Here is a 17,695-nt window from a genome sequence, read left to right as displayed (position 1 = left end):
TTACTCCGTGTCGGTTGAGGAGATTGTGGTAACGGGCTCCGCCAGGCGGTCGATCATGCTGCGTATCGCACGCAATTGCGGGGCGTTTTGGGTGAAGTAGTCGGGATCGGCGCTTTGTGGCGACGAATATCCCCAGAAGTCCCAGCAACCCTTGGGGTTGACCGGTGCGGCGTTGGAGGGCTGAACCTGGGGATAGAGCATGATGATGTCGTTGGCTTCGGCCATCTGGTTGTAGCCGGTTTGGGCGTAGTACTTGTTGCTGGGGTCGATGACCGCAGCACCCTGTTCGCAGCCGTGCAGAACCACATGCACAGGGCAACTGCGGTGGGTTTTGCAGACCGCCGGGACATAGGCGTAGGCGGTATCACTCATGCTGGTGTTGGCTGCATCGATGAATTCAGATTGATCGAACGCCATGATCTCGCTGCTTAGCGTATCTGCCGGCGGGTTCAGGGAGCCGTAGATCTGGTTCAGAATAATGTTGGACTGTTCGAAACCGCAGTCGTTGACATAGGGTTCCTTGGTTTTGGAGCAGTCGGTGTCATCGTTTTCGTCGGTGATGATCGCATGGCCGGCGTTGACGCTGGTGTCGTAGCGGATGGAGGATGCCGGCACGCCGAGGGCTTCGTAGTAGGCGGCGGTCTGATCCACGACCGCGGTGGTGACGGTGGTGTCGCTCTTGCCGCTGAAAATGTACAGGTGGTCGTCCGCGAGGTTCTCGATCGGGTCGATCGCGCCCGACGAGGCCAGATCCCGCGTAAGCGCCACCAGGTGCGGTGTGTTGGGGCCGACGCTCGGTGTCAGCGGGTTCATGCAGGCGGTTGTGGCGTTGGTCAGCAGGCTGTTGCCGGCCCAGGATTTGGCGCAGAGGTAGGGCCCGCCCGCCACGATGCCGGCGCCGACCATAATGTCGGAAAAGGCGACGTAGATCTGTGACGTCATGAAGGCACCGGACGACAGTCCCGACACCGATGTTTTGCTGATGTCGGCGCCGAACCCGGGAAGCCTTGCGGCCTCGGCCGGAGGCATGACGGCGAGAATCAGTACGAGCAGCGACAGCAGCCGGAGGCGCAGCAGTCGATCGAAGTGTTTCATGGAAACCACCTGTTGTGTTGGCAAGGATTGCGGTCAAACGGCCGGAACTTTATTACGCAAATGCAACAACAGTGTAGACCTGCCTGGCTGGACGTAGTGGTTTTTCATACGTTTGTTTTATTATTTTATCTCGCTCGTTGACGGTCGAGTATCGGCATAAGCTGGAAGATAACACTGTTTCGTGACCTTTGTCGCTAGTGTTTGTTGCTGCTGGGCAAAGGGCTTTTGTTGATGGATTTTTATGCTGCGGCGCAGAATCCGCGTAGTGGCTTTGCTGACGTTTTGGCTCAGTTGCGGATGCGATAGCCGCTGCGGAACATCCAGCGGATCAGCAGCAGGCACAGCAGCAGGAAGACCAGCGTCATGCCGAGACTGACGGCGACGTTGACGTCGGAAGTGCCGTAGAAGGCCCAGCGGAAACCGCTGATCAGGTAGACCACCGGGTTGAACAGCGTCAGCGAACGCCAGGGCTCCGGCAGCATCTCGATCGAGTAGAAGGCGCCGCCGAGGAAGGTGAGGGGCGTGATCACCATCAGCGGGATCACCTGCAGCTTCTGAAAGTCGTCGGCCCAGATCCCGATGATGAAGCCGAACAGGCTGAAGGTGATGGCGGTCAGCAGCAGGAAGCCGACCATCCAGACCGGGTGCAGAATGCTGTAGTCGACGAACAGCCTGGCCGTCGCCAGGATCAGCAGCCCGAGAATCACCGATTTCGTGGCTGCCGCGCCGACATAGCCGGTGACGATCTCCAGCGGCGATACCGGCGCCGACAGCACCTCGTAGATGGTACCCGAGAACTTCGGGAAGAAGATGCCGAACGAGGCGTTGGAAATGCTCTCGCTCAGCAGCGACAGCATCAGCAGGCCCGGGATTATGAAGGCGCCATAACCGACCCCGTCGATCTCGCCCATGCGCGAGCCGATGGCGGTGCCGAAAACGATGAAATAAAGCGATGTGGAGAGCACCGGCGAGGCGATGCTCTGCATCAGCGTGCGCCCGGTACGGGCCATTTCGAAGCGGTAGATTGCCTTGATGCCGTGAATATTCATGTTAGTAGTGAGTGGTGAGTGGTGAGTGGGTAGGGTGGGACAAGCGATGCAACGGCAGGATGTTCCCGTCACCGCAGCGCCCGGGCATCGCGGCCCCACCATATCGATATCGATCGCAGTACAGATCGATTGATGTCGGACGGCAGTGTCTAAAGTCGACACCTAATCTGAACGCCTTGCCCTTCACGCCTTGCGCCTCACCAGGTCGACGAAGATCTCCTCCAGCGAACTCTGCTTCGAGTGGAGATCCTTGAAATCCACACCCTGCTGGCTGAGGCTGCGCAGCAGGTCGGCGATACCGGTGTTCTCGTGCTGGGCGTCGAAGCGGTAGGTGAGTTCCAGGCCGTCGTCGCTCAGTTCCAGCCGGTACGGCTCCAGCGCTTGCGGGAGATGCTGCAGCGGTGCCTGCAGCTGCAACCGCAGTTCCTTGGTGCCGAGCTTTTGCATCAGCGAGACCTTGTCGTCCACCAGGACCAGTTCGCCGCGGTTGATCACGCCGATCCGGTCGGCCATCTCCTCCGCTTCCTCGATGTAGTGGGTGGTGAGGATGATGGTGACGCCATCCTGGCGCAGGTCGCGGACCATATCCCACATATCCCGGCGCAGCTCGACGTCGACACCGGCCGTGGGTTCGTCGAGAAACAGGATACGGGGCTCGTGGGACAGCGCCTTGGCGATCATCACCCGGCGTTTCATGCCGCCGGAGAGCGCCATGATCCGGCTGTCGCGCTTGTCCCAGAGCGAAAGCTGATGCAGCAGCTTCTCGAGGTACGCTGGATTCGGCGCCTTGCCGAACAGGCCGCGGCTGAAGTTGACGGTGGCCCAGACGCTTTCGAAACTGTCCGTCGCGAGCTCCTGCGGAACCAGGCCGATCAGGCTGCGGGCATCGCGGTAGTCGTCACGGATATCGTGGCCAGCGACCTTGACGCTGCCGGCACTGGCGTTGACGATGCCGCAGATAATGCTGATCAGAGTCGTCTTGCCGGCGCCGTTGGGGCCCAGCAGTGCAAGGATCTCGCCTGGCTCGATATCGAGTTGCACGTGCCGAAGGGCGGTAAAGCCGCTGGCGTAGGTTTTGCTGAGATTGTTGATGGTAATGATCGGTGCCACGCCTGCGTCCTGCTGCCGGTGTCAGCATGAGTGTAGACTGCTGGCGCGCGGGTTGGCCTGAATTGCGCAGTTCTGTCCATTCAGTGCTTATACTTACCGCACGAGCCAAATGGGGGGGCACGATAATGGAACCAGGGGCTATCGCCGACTACATGAGTACCGAGTTTGCCGTCATCACGCCGGATATGCCGGTGGATGTCGCATCCGCAAAGCTGATCCAGAAGGAGATGCTGGGCGGGCCCGTCGTCGACGACGCGGGCAGGCTGGTGGGCTGGATTTCGGAGCAGGAGTGCCTGCATATCACGATCCAGGTGGTCTATTACAACCAGCGGGTGGCCACGGTTCGGGATGTTATGCGCACCGATGTGCTGACGGTGTCGCCGAACGACCATCCCCTGGAACTTGCGCAACAGATGCTCAGCAAGACACCCAAACCGAAGAACTATCCCGTCGTGGATCGGCACAACAAGGTTATCGGGGTGATTTCCAGGCGCCATATGCTGAAAATGCTGCTGCGTAAAATGGCCGAGCAGTCGAAGAAACCCGCATAGGTCCCCGGGGCCCGGTCCTTGGGTCACCGATACGGGCCGGAAGCGCAGCGCGCATGCAGCTTATTGCGTCGCCGTTGCGGCTTCTGATCGGCCTGTACCCGGTCGCCGCCGGCAAGCGGGCGGCCGGCCCGGATGGTAAGCTGTGAAGTCCCGTCTACTGAAAGGATTTCGCCGGCGATGGAAAAATCGGTTGCCGCTTTCGGCGTCCTGCTGGTTGTTTTCGTGCTGTGGCGGCGGCTGCGGCGGTGGCGGTGACTGAGGGCGCCTGCGTCAACGGACTGTTGCGTCGCGCGGACCGCATCGACACCTTATACTGGGCGGTTTATTTCCACTGCCAAGTCGAATCCTATGTCCCTGAAACTGACCGTCGTCGACCAGTCGCCCGTTCCCGGCAAGCAGCAGGAGCTGTCGCCACCTGCGCTGTCCGCGCGACTGGCCCAGGCCTGCGAGCGCGCCGGCTATCACCGCTACTGGGTCGCCGAGCACCACAACAGCATCAACTTCGCAGGCCCCTCCCCGGAAGTGCTGATCAGCCATATCGCCAGCGTGACCGAGTCCATCCGGGTCGGCAGCGGCGGCGTGATGCTGCCGCACTACAGCCCCTACAAGGTGGCCGAGCAGTTCCGCCTGCTCGAAACCCTGTTCCCGGGGCGCATCGACCTGGGGATCGGCCGGGCCCCCGGCGGTGACGGGCTTGCGAGTCATGCGCTGGCCTACCCCTATGCCCAGGCCCGCGAGGACTTCTATCCGCAGCAGGCGATGCTGCTCAAGGGCTTTCTCGAAGGCGGCATACCGGATCATCATCCCTATCACGAGCTGCGGGTAATGCCGGATGACAGCCCCTGTCCGGAGCTCTGGATGCTGGGGTCGAGCGGTGGCAGCGCGGCGCTTGCCGGGCAGATCGGCATGAATATGGCGCTGGCGCTGTTTATCGGTCCGGAAGATCGGCCGGTCACTATCGTCGAGGAATATCGTGCGGCCTGGCGCGAGGCCGGCCATGCCGGTGAGCCGCAGGTGCTGATCGCGGTGTCGGCGATCTGTGCCGCAAGCCGCGAGGAGGCGGAGTTCCTGGCGTCGTCCCAGGTTTACTGGAAGGTGAGAGCCTTTCGCCACGGCGCGCGTGCGCCCATTCTGTCGCCCCGGGAGGCGATCGATCTGAAGGCAAAACTGGGTCCGTCGGATCGGGCCTATTTCGATGCCACTCTGGCATCGGTGGTGTGCGTGTCGCCTGCCGAGTGCCGTGACCAGCTGGGCGCCATCGCTGAGCGCTACGGCACCGACGAGATCGGCATCGTCGCCGTCACCCACGATTTCGAGGACCGTCTGCGCAGCTACGAGCTGCTGGCAGCTTCCCTGAACCGCTGAGGCTGTCGAGGGATGGAAGGGAGGCGGTTGTAGGAGCCCGGTCTCCGGGCGAACCGGACGCGTGCAGTAATTCGCTCGCAGAGCGAGCTCCTACGAAAGGTAGCGGCGGTCAGCCGCTGCAGCCCATGGCCAGGCCGACCCAGCTGGCAGCTTCCTTGAACCGCTGCGGCTGTCGAGGGATGGAAGGGTGGCGGTTGTAGGAGCCCGGTCTCCGGGCGAACCGGACGGCGATGGTGATTCGCCCGCGGAGCGGGCTCCTACGAAAAGCGCCGTCGGTTAACGGCTGCAGCCCATGGCCAGGCCGACCCAGCTGGCAGCTTCCCTAAACCGCTGAGGCTGTCGAGGGATGGAAGGGAGGCGGTTGTAGGAGCCCGGTCTCCGGGCGAACCGGACGCGTGCAGTAATTCGCTCGCAGAGCGAGCTCCTACGAAAGGTAGCGGCGGTCAGCCGCTGCAGCCCAGCGCCAGGCCGACCCTGCTGGCAGCTTCCCTGAACTGCTGAGGCTGTCGAGGGATGGAAGGGTGGCGGTTGTAGGAGCCCGGTCTCCGGGCGAACCGGACGACGATGGTGATTCGCCCGCGGAGCGGGCTCCTGCGAAAAGCGCCGTCGGTTAACGGCCGCAGCCCATGGCCAGGCCGACCCAGCTGGCAGCTTCCCTGAACCGCTGAGGCTGTCGAGGGATGGAAGGGTGGCGGTTGTAGGAGCCCGGTCTCCGGGCGAACCGGACGCGTGCAGCAATTCGCTCGCAGAGCGAGCTCCTACCAAAGGTAGCGGCGGTCAGTCGCTGCAGCCCAGCGCCAGGCCGACTTTGGAACCGGTGCTGCGGCCGAGCTTGCCGGCGATCCAGTGGCCGGTAGCGACCAGCTGCTGCAGGTCGATACCGGTTTCGACGCCGAGTCCCTGCAACAGGTAGACGACGTCCTCGCTGGCGACATTGCCCGAAGCCCCCTTGGCATAAGGGCAGCCGCCGAGTCCCGCGACCGAGCTGTCGATGACCGCCAGGCCCTCCTCGAGCACCGCGTAGAGGTTCGCCAGCGCCTGGCCGTAGGTGTCGTGGAAGTGGGCGGCCAGCTGCTCCAGCGGCACCTCTTTGGTGACCGCCTCCAGCATCCGCTTGGCTTTTACCGGCGTACCGACGCCGATGGTGTCGCCGAGCGAGATTTCGTAGCAGCCCATGTCCAGCAGCTCGCGCGCTACCGCCGCCACCTGTGCAGGCTCGATTTCACCGGCGTAGGGGCAGCCGAGTACGGTGGAAACATAGCCGCGCACGCGGATGCCGGCCTCCCTGGCCGCACCGATCACCGGTGCGAATCGGTCCAGACTCTCGGCGATGGAGCAGTTGATGTTCTTCTGCGTGAACGCCTCGGAGGCAGCGGTGAAGACCGCCACCTCGTCCGCCTTGCCGGCCAGCGCACCTTCGAAGCCTTTCAGGTTCGGAGTCAGGGCAGCGTAGACCACGTCGGAACGTCGCTCGAGTCCGGCCATGACCGCCGCGGCGTCGCCCATCTGCGGCACCCATTTGGGCGAGACGAAGCTGGCCGCCTCGATGTGCCGCACGCCGGCGGCGCCGAGGCGGTCGATCAGTTCGAGCTTGACCGCAGTCTCGATCACGCCGGGTTCGTTCTGCAGACCGTCGCGGGGGCCGACGTCGACCAGCCGTACCTGTTTTGGCAGCGCCATCAGGAGGCCTCCTCGACCGTGCTTTCCAGTGCCACCAGCTCGGCGCCTTCCGATACCAGCTCGCCCTCGGCGAAGAACACCTCTGAGACCACGCCATTGACCGGCGCCTTGATCGAGTGCTCCATTTTCATCGCTTCCATGATCACCAGGGTTTCGCCCCGGGCAACCTGCTGGCCGGCGCTGACCAGCACCGCGACCACGGCGCCGTTCATCGGCGCGCTCAGGGAGGCGTCGCCCTGATGGTCGGACTCGCCGAAGGTTTCGCGGTGCAGGCGGCAGGCGAACTGCTCACCCTGGTCGAACAGCGTCAGATCGTCGCCATCGAGATGGCCGTGCACCGTCAGGCGGTGACCGTTGATGGTCAGTTCCAGGGCGTCGTCAGCGAGGCCGGCGCGCACGCGGTAACTGGCGTCGCCGACACTGATCTCGTAACCGTTGTCGAGATCCAGCACCCGCAGGTCATGGATCTCGTCGCCCACCGCCAGCTGCAGCGGGCGGGCATAGCGGGAGTTCAGGCGCCAGGCGTTCTGACGGCCGAACGGCGACCAGGGGTCGGCCTCGTTGATGCGACCCTCGCGGCCGCTTTCCAGGAAGAAGGCGGCGGCCATGACCAGGCAGTAATCGCGATCGAGCTTCGACTGCGGGAACAGCAGCGACCGGTGCTTCTCGATAAAGCCGGTATCGAGATCGGCGGCGCGGAACGGCTCGGCCAGAGCCAGGTTGCGCAAAAAGCGCACGTTGGTCTTGAGGCCGGCGATGCGGTACTCCTCCAGCGCCTGGGCGATGCGGGACAGCGCCCGCTCGCGATTGTCGTCCCAGACGATCAGCTTCGCGATCATCGGGTCGTAGTAGACGCTGACTTCGTCGCCCTCGATCACGCCGGTATCCACCCGTACATGACGGTTCTCCGACGGCGTGCGCAGGTAGCGCAGGGTGCCGGTGGCGGGCAGGAAGTCGTGATCGGGATCCTCGGCGTAAATACGCGCCTCGAAGGCGTGGCCGTCGATGCGGATTTCGTCCTGCGCCAGCGGTAGCGGCTGGCCGGCGGCGACCCGCAGCTGCCACTCGACCAGGTCCTGGCCGGTGATCATTTCGGTGACCGGGTGCTCGACCTGCAGTCGGGTGTTCATTTCCATGAAGTAGAAGGAACCGTCGACGTCGTAGAGAAACTCCACGGTGCCGGCGCCGACGTAGTCGATCGCCTGGGCCGCGCGCACGGCGGCTTCGCCCATGGCCCTGCGGGTCTCGTCGGACAGCCCCGGCGCCGGCGCCTCCTCGATCACCTTCTGGTGACGGCGCTGCACCGAGCAGTCGCGCTCGGCCAGGTAAACACCGTTGCCTGCCTGATCGCAGAACACCTGGATCTCGACGTGGCGCGGCTGGGTCAGGTATTTCTCGATCAGCATGTCCGGGTTGCCGAAGGCGTTCTTAGCCTCGCGGCAGGCGGACGTCAGCGCCTCGTCGAATTCGGCCATCGATTCCACCACGCGCATGCCCTTGCCGCCGCCGCCGGCGACCGCCTTGAGCAGCAGTGGGAAGCCGCATTTTTCCGCTTCCTGCTTGAGCAGGGCGGGGGACTGGTCGGCGCCGTGATAGCCCGGCACCAGCGGCACGCCGGCGTCCTGCATGATCGCTTTGGCGGCGGACTTGGAGCCCATGGCGGCGATTGCCGAGGCCGGCGGGCCGATGAAGGCGATGCCGTTGTCCTCGCAGGCCTTGGCGAAGTCGGTGTTCTCGGACAGGAAACCGTAGCCCGGGTGGATCGCCTGGGCGCCGGTGTTCCTGGCGATCTCGATGATCTTGTCGGCGCGCAGGTAGCTCTCGCTGGTCGGCGCGGGGCCGAGCAGGAAGGCCTCGTCGGCCATGGCCACGTGGCGGGCGTTGGCGTCGGCCTCGGAATAGACCGCGACGCAGCGGATACCGAGACGGTGCGCGGTTTTGATTACGCGGCAGGCGATCTCGCCACGGTTTGCGATCAGAATTTTATTAAACATCGTGTGCCTCCGTGTCGAGATCGCCTGCGCCTGCTGTGCAGGGCATGCAATTTGGCTTCGCCGCTGCGCCCTGAAGGGCGCGGTCACCACGGTTTGCGATCAGAATTTTGTTGAACATGGCTTCTTATTCCTCGATCCAGTTCGGCGCGCGTTTTTCCAGAAAGGCGGAAAGACCCTCCTGGCCCTCGTCGCTGACACGGATATCGGCGATGCGACGGGCGGTTTCGTCGATCAGGGCGCGATCGACCGGTTTGCCGCTGACGGCGAATACCAGGTCCTTGGCGGCCTGCATGGCACAGGGACCGTTGCGGCGCAGGGTCTGCAGCAGTTCGTCGAGCCGGGTCTCCAGGGCCTCGTCGTCGCTGACGACTTCGTGCACCAGCCCGAAGGCCTGGGCCTGGGTGGCGTCGAAGGCTTCGCCGGTCTGGAAGTAGCGTCGCGCCTGGCGCTCACCGATGGCGCGTACCACATAGGGACTGATGGTCGCCGGCGTCAGACCGATGCGCACTTCGGACAGCGCGAAGCGGCTGGCTTCGGTGGCGATGACGATATCGCAGCAGGCGGCAAGGCCCACGGCGCCGCCGAAGGCCGCGCCCTGAATCAGCGCGACGGTCGGCTTGGTGGTGCCGTTGAGCGTGGACATCAGGCCGGCCAGCCCCAGCGCATCGGTGAAGTTCTCGTCGCGGCTGTTGGCCGCCATGCGCTTCATCCAGTTGAAGTCGGCGCCGGCGGAAAAGTTCCGGCCGTTGGAGGCCAGCACCAGTACCCGGACGTTCGGGTCGCGGTCGAGCTCGCCGATGATCTCGGTGAGCCGGGCGATGATGGCATCGTCGAAGGCGTTGTGGATCTCGGGCCGGTTCAGCGTTACCCGGGCCACGCCGCGATCGTCGATGTTCAGCAGTACGGTTTCGTTGCTCATGACTCTCTCCGTCAGGTCCGGACGTCACATACGGAAGACGCCGAATCTGGTCTCGCCGATCGGCTTGTTGAGCGCCGCCGACAGTCCCATGCCGATGACGTCGCGGGTCTGGGCCGGGTCGATGACGCCGTCGTCCCACAAGCGCGCGCTGGCGTAGTAGGGATGCCCCTGGGCTTCGTAGGTGTCGATGATCGGCTGCTTGAAGGCCTGTTCGTCTTCTGCCGACCAGCTTTCGCCCTTGCGCTCGAGACCGTCGCGCTTGACGGTTGCCAGCACGCCCGCAGCCTGCTCACCGCCCATGACCGAGATGCGCGCGTTGGGCCACATCCAGAGCATGTTGGGGCTGTAGGCGCGGCCGCACATGCCGTAGTTGCCGGCGCCGAAGCTGCCGCCGATCAGCACCGTGAACTTGGGCACGTCGGCGCAGGCCACCGCGGTGACCATCTTGGCGCCGTGCTTGGCGATACCCTCGGACTCGGCCTTCTGACCGACCATGAAGCCGGTGATGTTCTGCAGGAACAAAAGCGGGATGCGGCGCTGACAGCACAGCTCGATAAAGTGCGCGCCTTTTTGCGCCGACTCGCCGAACAGAATGCCGTTGTTGGCGACGATACCCACCGGGTAGCCGTGGATATGGGCAAAACCGGTGACCAGGGTGGTGCCGTAGAGTTTCTTGAACTCGTCGAATTCGGATCCGTCCACGAGGCGTGCGATCACTTCGCGAACGTCGAAGGGCTTTTTCAGGTCCGTGCCGACGATGCCGTACAGCTCTTCGGGATCGAACAGCGGCGCGCGGGGCGGCTGGGTCGCCAGCTCCAGCGGCTTGCGACGGTTGAGGTTGGCGATGCAGCTGCGGGCGATCTGCAGTGCATGCACATCGTTTTCGGCGTAGTGGTCCGCCACACCGGACGTCTTGCAGTGTACGTCGGCGCCACCGAGGTCCTCGGCCGAGACCACCTCGCCGGTTGCAGCCTTCACCAGCGGCGGGCCGGCCAGGAAGATGGTGCCCTGTTCGCGCACGATGATCGATTCGTCCGCCATCGCCGGTACGTAGGCACCGCCGGCGGTGCACAGTCCCATGACCACGGCGATCTGGGCGATGCCCTTGGCGGACATGCGCGCCTGGTTGTAAAAAATGCGGCCGAAGTGATCGCGGTCCGGGAAGACATCGTCCTGGCGCGGCAGGTTGGCGCCGCCGGAGTCGACCAGGTAGATGCAGGGCAGGTGGTTGCGCTCGGCGATCTCCTGCGCACGCAGGTGCTTCTTCACCGTCAGCGGGTAGTAGCTGCCGCCTTTGACGGTGGCGTCGTTGGCGACGATCATGCACTCGGTGCCGGACACCCGGCCGATACCGGCGATGACGCCGGCAGCCGGTACATCCTCGTCGTAGACGCCGAAGGCCGCCAGTTGGGACAGCTCGAGAAAGGGCGAGCCCTCGTCCAGCAGCCGGTTGATGCGCTCGCGCGGCAGCAGCTTGCCGCGGGCGGTGTGGCGGGCCTGGTATTCGGGGCCGCCGCCGAGCTCGATGGCGGCGACCTTTTCGCGCAGATCGCCGACCGCCTTGCTCATGGCTTCGAAGTTGGCGCGGAACTCGTCGCTGCGCGGATTGATCTTGCTCTGTAAAACCGTCATTTCATACTCCTCGACATTCCGGCGGGGGTAATTCATCGCTGATTCTGTGCCGGCTTGGCGAATCTGGTACGCAGTTTGTAGGATGGGTGGAGCCGCAATGGCACCCGGTTTCAGGTCTGCCAAGCGATTGAGCGGCGTAACCCATCATGTCACGGTGCTTAACTGGCGCATCAAGATGGGTTGCACGGCGCTCTGTCTGCACAGGTACCGGATACTCCGTGCTCGGGCGCCGTTCCACCCATCCTACGTTTTCCCCGCCGGGTTGCGGCGATCCTTAGTTGTTCTGGAACAGCTCCCGGCCGATCAGCATGCGGCGGATTTCCGAGGTGCCGGCGCCGATTTCGTACAGCTTGGCGTCGCGCAGCAGACGGCCGGTCGGGAATTCGTTGATGTAGCCGTTACCGCCGAGCAGCTGGATGGCATCCAGGGCCAGTTTGGTGGCGTTTTCGGCCGAATACAGGATAGCGCCGGCGGCGTCCTTGCGGGTGGTTTCACCGCGCTCGGCGGAACGTGCCACGGTGTAGACGTAGGACTTGGCAGCGTTCATCAGGGTGTACATGTCGGCCACCTTGCCCTGTACCAGCTGGAACTCGCCGATCGCCTTGCCGAACTGGGTGCGCTCGCGGATGTAGGGAACCACGACGTCCATTGCCGCCTGCATGATGCCCAGCGGACCGCCGGACAGTACCAGGCGCTCGTAGTCGAGGCCGCTCATCAGCACCTTCACGCCGCCGTTCAGCTCACCGAGGATGTTTTCCTTCGGCACCACGCAATCCTGGAATACCAGTTCGCAGGTGTTGGAGCCGCGCATGCCGAGCTTGTCGAGTTTCTGGGCACGGGAGAAACCGGGGAAGTCGCGCTCGACGATAAAGGCGGTGATGCCGTGCGGGCCCTTGCTGTGGTCGGTCTTGGCGTAGATGACGTAGACGTTGGCGTCCGGACCGTTGGTGATCCACATCTTGTTGCCGTTGAGCAGGTAGTGGTCGCCGTTGTCGCGGGCTGTCAGTTTCATCGATACCACGTCGGAGCCGGCGTTCGGTTCGGACATCGCCAGCGCGCCGATGTGCTCGCCGCTGACCAGCTTCGGCAGGTACTTCTCTTTCTGCTCCTGGCTGCCGTTGCGGTGGATCTGGTTGACGCAGAGGTTGGAGTGGGCACCGTAGGACAGGCCGATCGAGGCCGAGGCCCGGCTGATCTCCTCCATCGCGATGACGTGGGCCAGGTAGCCCATGTCGACGCCGCCGAACTCTTCCTTGACGGTGATGCCGAGCAGACCCATCTCACCGAACTTGCGCCACAGCTGGTTCGGGAAGGCGTTTTCGCGGTCCGTCGCCTCGGCCAGCGGCGCAATCTCGTCCGTCGCGAAGGCGTTGACCTGCTCGCGCAACATATCCAGCGTTTCGCCCAGACCAAAATTCAGTTCGGAGTACTGTGAAATCATCGTGCCGGCCCTCTCGTGGGATTGGGGGATCACCCCTGTTTGTTTTGACTATACGCTATCGTATGGCAATCTTTACGTTAACGTCAATACGGATGCGTATATTTAATTGACGTATACGTAAGGTGTTTGGCGACGGTAGGCTGAAAGGGTTTTACTCGATGGTGATCGGTCGCACGAATCGGAGGATGGGTTAGCGATGAATTGGCAGTGAATCGACAGCCTCGCGCGGAGCTTGAGCATCGCGTAACCCGTCAAATCGATCGCAGTACAGATCGATTGGTCTCGGTTGTCGTGACCCTTTCCCGAACCCGCCGTCCGGTGTTGGGTTACGCGCCTTCGGCGCTAGACCCAACCTACGTATTGGTGAGGAACTACGGACCGGAAGGTGGGTACAGCGATGCATCCGTATAGGGTCCAACGATGACCCCTGGGTTCGGGCATCGCGTAACCCGCAATATCGATCGCGGTACAGATCGATTGGTCTCGGTTGGCATGACCGATTCCCGAACCCGCCGTCCGGTGTTGGGTTACGCGGCCAGCATTTGCTCCTGCAATGCTGGCATTTCCACAGTCCATTGTGGTCCCTGCGGCGCTAGACCCAACCTACGTATTGGTGAGGAACTACGGACCGGAGGGTGGGTGCAGCGATGCATCCGTATAGGGTCCAACGATGACCCCTGGGTTCGGGCATCGCGGAACCCGCAATATCGATCGCAGTACAGATCGATTGGTCTCGGTTGGCGTGACCCTATCCCGAACCCGCCGTCCGGTGTTGGGTTACGCGGCCAGCATATGCTCCTGCAATGCTGGCATTTCCACAGTCCATTGTGGTCCCTGCGGCGCTAGACCCAACCTACGAGACCAGAAACCGGGTGCAGAACTGCTTGATCTTCTTGGGCTCCAGCCGGCAGCTGTCGTCGTTGAGCAGGCTCTGGCCGAAGATGAAGGAGTAGAACAGGTAGGCGCGGGAGTAGGCGTCGTCGGGGGAGAGATCCAGCTGCGCGAACAGGCTGGAGACGCAGTCCAGGCGCTCCCGGTCCACGGCTTCGACGGCCTCGGCGGCGCGGCTGTCGCTGCGCGCCCAGTCGCGTACCGCCAGTTCGATCGCGTTGCCGCGCAGGTTGGTGCTGTCGGTATAGAGGCGTATCAGATACTTGAGAGTATCGGCGGCGTGGTCTTCGTCGCGGGTCTGCTCGTGTATGGTTTCGATACGGCCGACGCGCCATTGTTCGAGCATGTGCAGCAGCAGATCTTCACGGTTGCGAAAGTGCCAGTAGAACCCGCCCTTGGTGACGCGCAGTCGTTTGGCGAGCCCCTCGATCTTGATGCCATCGACGCCGGCTTCGGCGAGGACCGCAAATGCTTCGGTGATCCACTGATGGCGACTGAGCTTGATGTTCATGCGGTTTTCCTGGATTCGCGTTCGCATAGCTTATCTCAGAACTCAACTATACGTAAACGTATGGAGATGTTCGGGCGCCTTCGAGCGAGCACGGTGAAGCCCGGGTTGTTACATTTCGATACTTTACGTTTACGTCAAAGCTATGTATGAATTGGGGTAATCCCTAGGTGCCGGTTGGCTCCGGCCCGATATCAAAAAAACAAGCAGGGGCAAGTGATGAGCATGCAAGCGTACGAAGGTTTTTATGGAGATTTCACCGCGGCTACGATCGAGCGGCAACTGATCGGCAGTCTCGATCAGGGGGTCAACGTCTGCGAGGAGATCTGCGACCGCTGGGCCGATGGCGATCGGATCGGTCTCTATTACGAGGGGGTCGAAAGGCCCGCCAGCCAGCACAGCTTCGCCGAACTGCAGGCGCAGGCGGCGCGTTTCGCCAACTATCTGCAGTCCATCGGCGTAGGCCGGGGCGACCGGGTCGCCGGTCTGCTGCCAAGAACCCCGGAGCTGCTGGTGGTCATACTCGGCACTCTGCGCGCCGGCGCGGTCTACCAGCCGCTGTTCACCGCCTTCGGCTCGGGCGCCATCGAATACCGTCTCGGTCGTGCGGGCACCCGCCTGGTGGTAACGGATATGGCCAACCGCGGCAAGCTCGACGAGGTTCGGGACTGCCCGCCGGTGTTGCTGGTCAATGCGGACAACGATGGCGATGCGAACTTCGCGACCGCGTTGGCGGCGCAGAGCGACGACTTCACTCCGGTGCGGATCGGCGCCGACGAGCCCATCCTGCAGATGTTCACCTCCGGCACCACCGGCAAGGCCAAGGGCGTTGCCGTTCCGGCACGGGCGCTGCTCGCCTTCTACGCCTACATGCGCTATGCCATCGACCTTCGTCCCGAAGACCGTTACTGGAATGTCGCCGACCCGGGCTGGGCCTACGGGCTCTACTACGCTGTGATCGGTCCGTTGCTGCTCGGTTGCGCCACTCATTTCAACGAGAATGCCTTCACCGCCGACAGCACCTACGCAATGCTGCGCAAGTACCGCATCAGCAACCTGGCGGCGGCGCCCACCGCCTATCGCATGCTCAAGGCCGCCGACGACGGCGAAGGTGGTGAACCTCTGGGCCTGCGGGTGGCCAGCAGTGCCGGCGAGGCGCTGAATCCCGAGGTCATCAGCTGGGTGAAGAAGCGTCTGGGCTGTACCGTCATGGATCATTACGGCCAGACCGAAACCGGCATGACCTGCTGCAATCACCATGCGCTCGAGCACCCGGTACGCGCCGGTTCCATGGGCTATTCGCTGCCGGGCATCCGGGTGGTGGCGCTCGACACCGAAGGCCGGGAGATCGCCGATGGCGAGGTGGGCGAGCTGGCGGTGGATACCGAACGGTCGCCGCTGTTCATTTTCCAGGGTTACACCTGGGGCGAGAAGTCGCCGTTCCAGGGCCGCTACTATCTCACCGGTGACGTGGTGATGAGCCACGGTGACGGCAGCTTTACCTATACCGGCCGCGATGACGATATCATCACCACCGCCGGCTACCGGGTGGGCCCCGCCGATGTCGAAAGCGCGCTGCTCGAGCATCCGGCGGTGGCCGAGAGCGGCGTGGTCGGCAAACCGGATCCGAGCCGCGGCGCCATCATCAAGGCCTACGTGGTGATCAAGCCCCAGTACGATGCCGGCGAAGAGCTGGCGGACGACCTCAAGCAGCTGGTACGCTCCCGTCTTTCGACGCACGCCTTCCCGCGTGAGATCGAGTTTGTCGAGGCGCTGCCGAAGACGCCGAGCGGCAAGATCCAGCGTTTCGTGCTGCGCAATCAGGCGAGAGAGGAGAGCGAAGCGCTCGCGGTTTGACGAAAGGGGCGGCCCGCCGCCCCCGCTGGACATCTATTTGACTGGAGGAGTGGCGGATGCCGGTTTTGTCGCTGGAGCAGCTGAACAGCTTTTTGAGCGAGCATTTTCCCCAGGGGGATCAGTATGGTGTGCTCGAGGAGGTCGGGCCGGGCAGCGCGCGCATGCGGCTGTCGGTCTCGGACCAGCATCTGCGCCCGGGCGGCACCGTGTCGGGACCTGTGATGATGGGGCTGGCGGACGTGGCGGTATACGCCGCGCTGCTGACCAGGATCGGCGCTGTGCCGCTGGCGGTGACCAGCAATCTCAATATCAGCTTTCTGCGCAAACCCAAGGCCTGTGCCGATCTGGTGGCAGAGGCGCGCATGCTCAAGGTCGGCCGTTCTCTCGGCGTTGGCGAGGTGTACGTCTATTCCGGCGACGGGGCAGAGCCGGTGGCGCAGGCGACCATCACCTATGCGATACCGCGGTGACAGTTGATAGGTGACAGGTGACAGGTGACAGGTGACAGGTGACAATTTCCCGTAACCCGTAACCCGTAACCCGTAACCCGTAACCCGTAACCCGTAACCCGTAACCCGTAACCCGTAACCCGTAACCCGTAACCCGTAACCCGTAACCCGTAACCCGTAACCCGTAACCCGTAACGAAAGGCATATCGATGACGATTGAATGGACGACGCGCCAGCTGGAGCTTGGTGACGATGTCAGTATCCGGGCGTTGCACGGCATCCAAAGCGGCGGCGAAAGGGGCCGGCCGACACTGGTGCTGTTGCATGAGGCGCTGGGCTGTATCGATATGTGGAAAACCGTGCCGCAGCAGCTGGCGGGGCGTACCGGTTGCGATGTCTTCGTTTACGAACGGCGCGGCTACGGTGGCTCCAGCCCGATCGAGCTGCCGCGGCCGGACGACTACCTGGAGCAGGAAGGCAGGGTCTGGTTGCCGCGGGTGCTGGACGCCGCCGGGCTCGGCCCGGTGGTGCTGGTCGGGCATAGCGATGGCGGCTCGATTGCGCTGATCGGCGCGGCGGTGCTGGGCGAAAAGGTGGCCGGGGTGGTGACGATGGCGGCGCATATCTATGTCGATGTGCTGACGACTGCCGGCATCAACGACGCGGTTCGTCGCTATCAGGCTCCGGGCAGCGACCTGCCGCAGCGGCTTGCCCGCTACCATGGCGAGCGCACCGACCTGCTGTTCCGGGCCTGGCACGAGACCTGGACCCGGCCGGGATACGAGGGCTTCGATCTGCGTCCCTGGCTGGGTGATATTCTCTGCCCGTCGCTGATCATGCAGGGCGAGGAGGATCACTACGGCCTTCCGGCGCAGGTCGAGGATATCTGCGAGGGAATCGGCAACCGGGCGCGAGGCCTGATGTTGCCCGGCTGCGGCCATATTCCGCACCTGGAGGCCCCGGAGGCGGCGCTGACGGCAATTACGGATTTTGTCGGCAGCATCGTGGATGACAGGTGACAGGTGACAGGTGACAGGTGACAGGTGACAAGTGACACGTGACAATTTCCCGTAACCCGTAACCCGTAACCCGTAACCCGTAACCCGTAACCCGTAACCCGTAACCCGTAACCCGTAACCCGTAACCCGTAACCC

The 17,695-nt window shown here is 63.4% G+C and carries 14 protein-coding genes; 5 read left to right on the top strand and 9 right to left on the bottom strand.

The features are described from left to right. The 3 genes from IEX85_RS10135 to IEX85_RS10125 form a co-directional block, all read right to left on the bottom strand. Window positions 1-1,095: an extracellular catalytic domain type 2 short-chain-length polyhydroxyalkanoate depolymerase gene (locus IEX85_RS10135; RefSeq protein ID WP_229721866.1), complete on the bottom strand. Its 1,095-nt coding sequence runs from the start codon at window positions 1,093-1,095 to the stop codon at window positions 1-3. Window positions 1,096-1,382: 287 nt separating this feature from the next. Then, window positions 1,383-2,144 (bottom strand): ABC transporter permease, encoded by a 762-nt coding sequence (locus IEX85_RS10130; RefSeq protein ID WP_188860462.1) that lies wholly within the window; start codon window positions 2,142-2,144, stop codon window positions 1,383-1,385. Window positions 2,145-2,327: 183 nt separating this feature from the next. Then, window positions 2,328-3,254: an ABC transporter ATP-binding protein gene (locus IEX85_RS10125; RefSeq protein ID WP_188860461.1), complete on the bottom strand. Its 927-nt coding sequence runs from the start codon at window positions 3,252-3,254 to the stop codon at window positions 2,328-2,330. A 125-nt stretch (window positions 3,255-3,379) separates the two neighbouring features. Between IEX85_RS10125 and IEX85_RS10120 the strand changes: the two genes are divergently transcribed. Beyond that, window positions 3,380-3,805 (top strand): CBS domain-containing protein, encoded by a 426-nt coding sequence (locus IEX85_RS10120; RefSeq protein ID WP_188860460.1) that lies wholly within the window; start codon window positions 3,380-3,382, stop codon window positions 3,803-3,805. Window positions 3,806-4,153: 348 nt separating this feature from the next. Further along, window positions 4,154-5,170, top strand: coding sequence for an LLM class flavin-dependent oxidoreductase (locus IEX85_RS10115; RefSeq protein WP_188860459.1), 1,017 nt, complete (start codon window positions 4,154-4,156; stop codon window positions 5,168-5,170). A gap of 777 nt (window positions 5,171-5,947) precedes the next feature. Here the strand turns inward: IEX85_RS10115 and IEX85_RS10110 are convergent. The 6 genes from IEX85_RS10110 to IEX85_RS10085 all read right to left on the bottom strand — a co-directional run bounded on the left by IEX85_RS10110 (window position 5,948) and on the right by IEX85_RS10085 (window position 14,238). After that, complete coding sequence (locus tag IEX85_RS10110) at window positions 5,948-6,850, bottom strand: hydroxymethylglutaryl-CoA lyase (protein ID WP_188860458.1); 903 nt, start codon at window positions 6,848-6,850, stop codon at window positions 5,948-5,950. Beyond that, complete coding sequence (locus tag IEX85_RS10105) at window positions 6,850-8,844, bottom strand: acetyl/propionyl/methylcrotonyl-CoA carboxylase subunit alpha (protein ID WP_188860457.1); 1,995 nt, start codon at window positions 8,842-8,844, stop codon at window positions 6,850-6,852. The genes IEX85_RS10110 and IEX85_RS10105 overlap by 1 nt, the downstream gene beginning before the upstream one ends. Before the next feature lie 124 nt (window positions 8,845-8,968). Beyond that, window positions 8,969-9,763, bottom strand: coding sequence for an enoyl-CoA hydratase/isomerase family protein (locus IEX85_RS10100; protein WP_188860456.1), 795 nt, complete (start codon window positions 9,761-9,763; stop codon window positions 8,969-8,971). Window positions 9,764-9,787: 24 nt separating this feature from the next. Further along, window positions 9,788-11,395, bottom strand: a complete 1,608-nt coding sequence (locus IEX85_RS10095) for a carboxyl transferase domain-containing protein (RefSeq protein ID WP_188860455.1) — start codon at window positions 11,393-11,395, stop codon at window positions 9,788-9,790. Between the two features lie 274 nt (window positions 11,396-11,669). Next, a complete protein-coding gene (locus IEX85_RS10090; protein WP_188860454.1) occupies window positions 11,670-12,836 on the bottom strand; it encodes an isovaleryl-CoA dehydrogenase in 1,167 nt (388 codons plus the stop codon). An 853-nt stretch (window positions 12,837-13,689) separates the two neighbouring features. Next, window positions 13,690-14,238 carry a TetR/AcrR family transcriptional regulator gene (locus IEX85_RS10085; protein ID WP_188860453.1) on the bottom strand — a complete coding sequence of 183 codons (549 nt, stop codon included), beginning with the start codon at window positions 14,236-14,238 and terminating at the stop codon, window positions 13,690-13,692. A 216-nt stretch (window positions 14,239-14,454) separates the two neighbouring features. On the opposite strand from IEX85_RS10085, the gene IEX85_RS10080 reads away from it, so the two are divergent. From IEX85_RS10080 to IEX85_RS10070, 3 genes are all read left to right on the top strand, one after another. Next, window positions 14,455-16,092 carry an AMP-binding protein gene (locus tag IEX85_RS10080; RefSeq protein ID WP_188860452.1) on the top strand — a complete coding sequence of 546 codons (1,638 nt, stop codon included), beginning with the start codon at window positions 14,455-14,457 and terminating at the stop codon, window positions 16,090-16,092. Window positions 16,093-16,148: 56 nt separating this feature from the next. Next, on the top strand, window positions 16,149-16,562 hold the full coding sequence (locus IEX85_RS10075; RefSeq protein ID WP_188860451.1) for a PaaI family thioesterase: 414 nt from the start codon (window positions 16,149-16,151) through the stop codon (window positions 16,560-16,562). A 188-nt stretch (window positions 16,563-16,750) separates the two neighbouring features. Next, window positions 16,751-17,560 (top strand): alpha/beta fold hydrolase, encoded by an 810-nt coding sequence (locus IEX85_RS10070; protein ID WP_188860450.1) that lies wholly within the window; start codon window positions 16,751-16,753, stop codon window positions 17,558-17,560. The last annotated feature ends 135 nt before the right edge of the window (window positions 17,561-17,695 follow it).

Source organism: Marinobacterium nitratireducens, assembly GCF_014645375.1.
GTDB lineage: Bacteria > Pseudomonadota > Gammaproteobacteria > Pseudomonadales > Balneatricaceae > Marinobacterium_A > Marinobacterium_A nitratireducens.
This window is presented reverse-complemented; position numbering and strand designations above follow the sequence as displayed.

Coding starts and splice junctions, on each gene's coding strand:
- IEX85_RS10075 (WP_188860451.1), top strand. CDS start 16,149: ATGCCGGTTTTGTCGCTGGAGCAGCTGAACAGCTTTTTGAGCGAGCAT.
- IEX85_RS10105 (WP_188860457.1), bottom strand. CDS start 8,844: ATGTTTAATAAAATTCTGATCGCAAACCGTGGCGAGATCGCCTGCCGC.
- IEX85_RS10130 (WP_188860462.1), bottom strand. CDS start 2,144: ATGAATATTCACGGCATCAAGGCAATCTACCGCTTCGAAATGGCCCGT.
- IEX85_RS10085 (WP_188860453.1), bottom strand. CDS start 14,238: ATGAACATCAAGCTCAGTCGCCATCAGTGGATCACCGAAGCATTTGCG.
- IEX85_RS10115 (WP_188860459.1), top strand. CDS start 4,154: ATGTCCCTGAAACTGACCGTCGTCGACCAGTCGCCCGTTCCCGGCAAG.
- IEX85_RS10070 (WP_188860450.1), top strand. CDS start 16,751: ATGACGATTGAATGGACGACGCGCCAGCTGGAGCTTGGTGACGATGTC.
- IEX85_RS10135 (WP_229721866.1), bottom strand. CDS start 1,095: ATGAAACACTTCGATCGACTGCTGCGCCTCCGGCTGCTGTCGCTGCTC.
- IEX85_RS10100 (WP_188860456.1), bottom strand. CDS start 9,763: ATGAGCAACGAAACCGTACTGCTGAACATCGACGATCGCGGCGTGGCC.
- IEX85_RS10110 (WP_188860458.1), bottom strand. CDS start 6,850: ATGGCGCTGCCAAAACAGGTACGGCTGGTCGACGTCGGCCCCCGCGAC.
- IEX85_RS10095 (WP_188860455.1), bottom strand. CDS start 11,395: ATGACGGTTTTACAGAGCAAGATCAATCCGCGCAGCGACGAGTTCCGC.
- IEX85_RS10120 (WP_188860460.1), top strand. CDS start 3,380: ATGGAACCAGGGGCTATCGCCGACTACATGAGTACCGAGTTTGCCGTC.
- IEX85_RS10080 (WP_188860452.1), top strand. CDS start 14,455: ATGAGCATGCAAGCGTACGAAGGTTTTTATGGAGATTTCACCGCGGCT.
- IEX85_RS10090 (WP_188860454.1), bottom strand. CDS start 12,836: ATGATTTCACAGTACTCCGAACTGAATTTTGGTCTGGGCGAAACGCTG.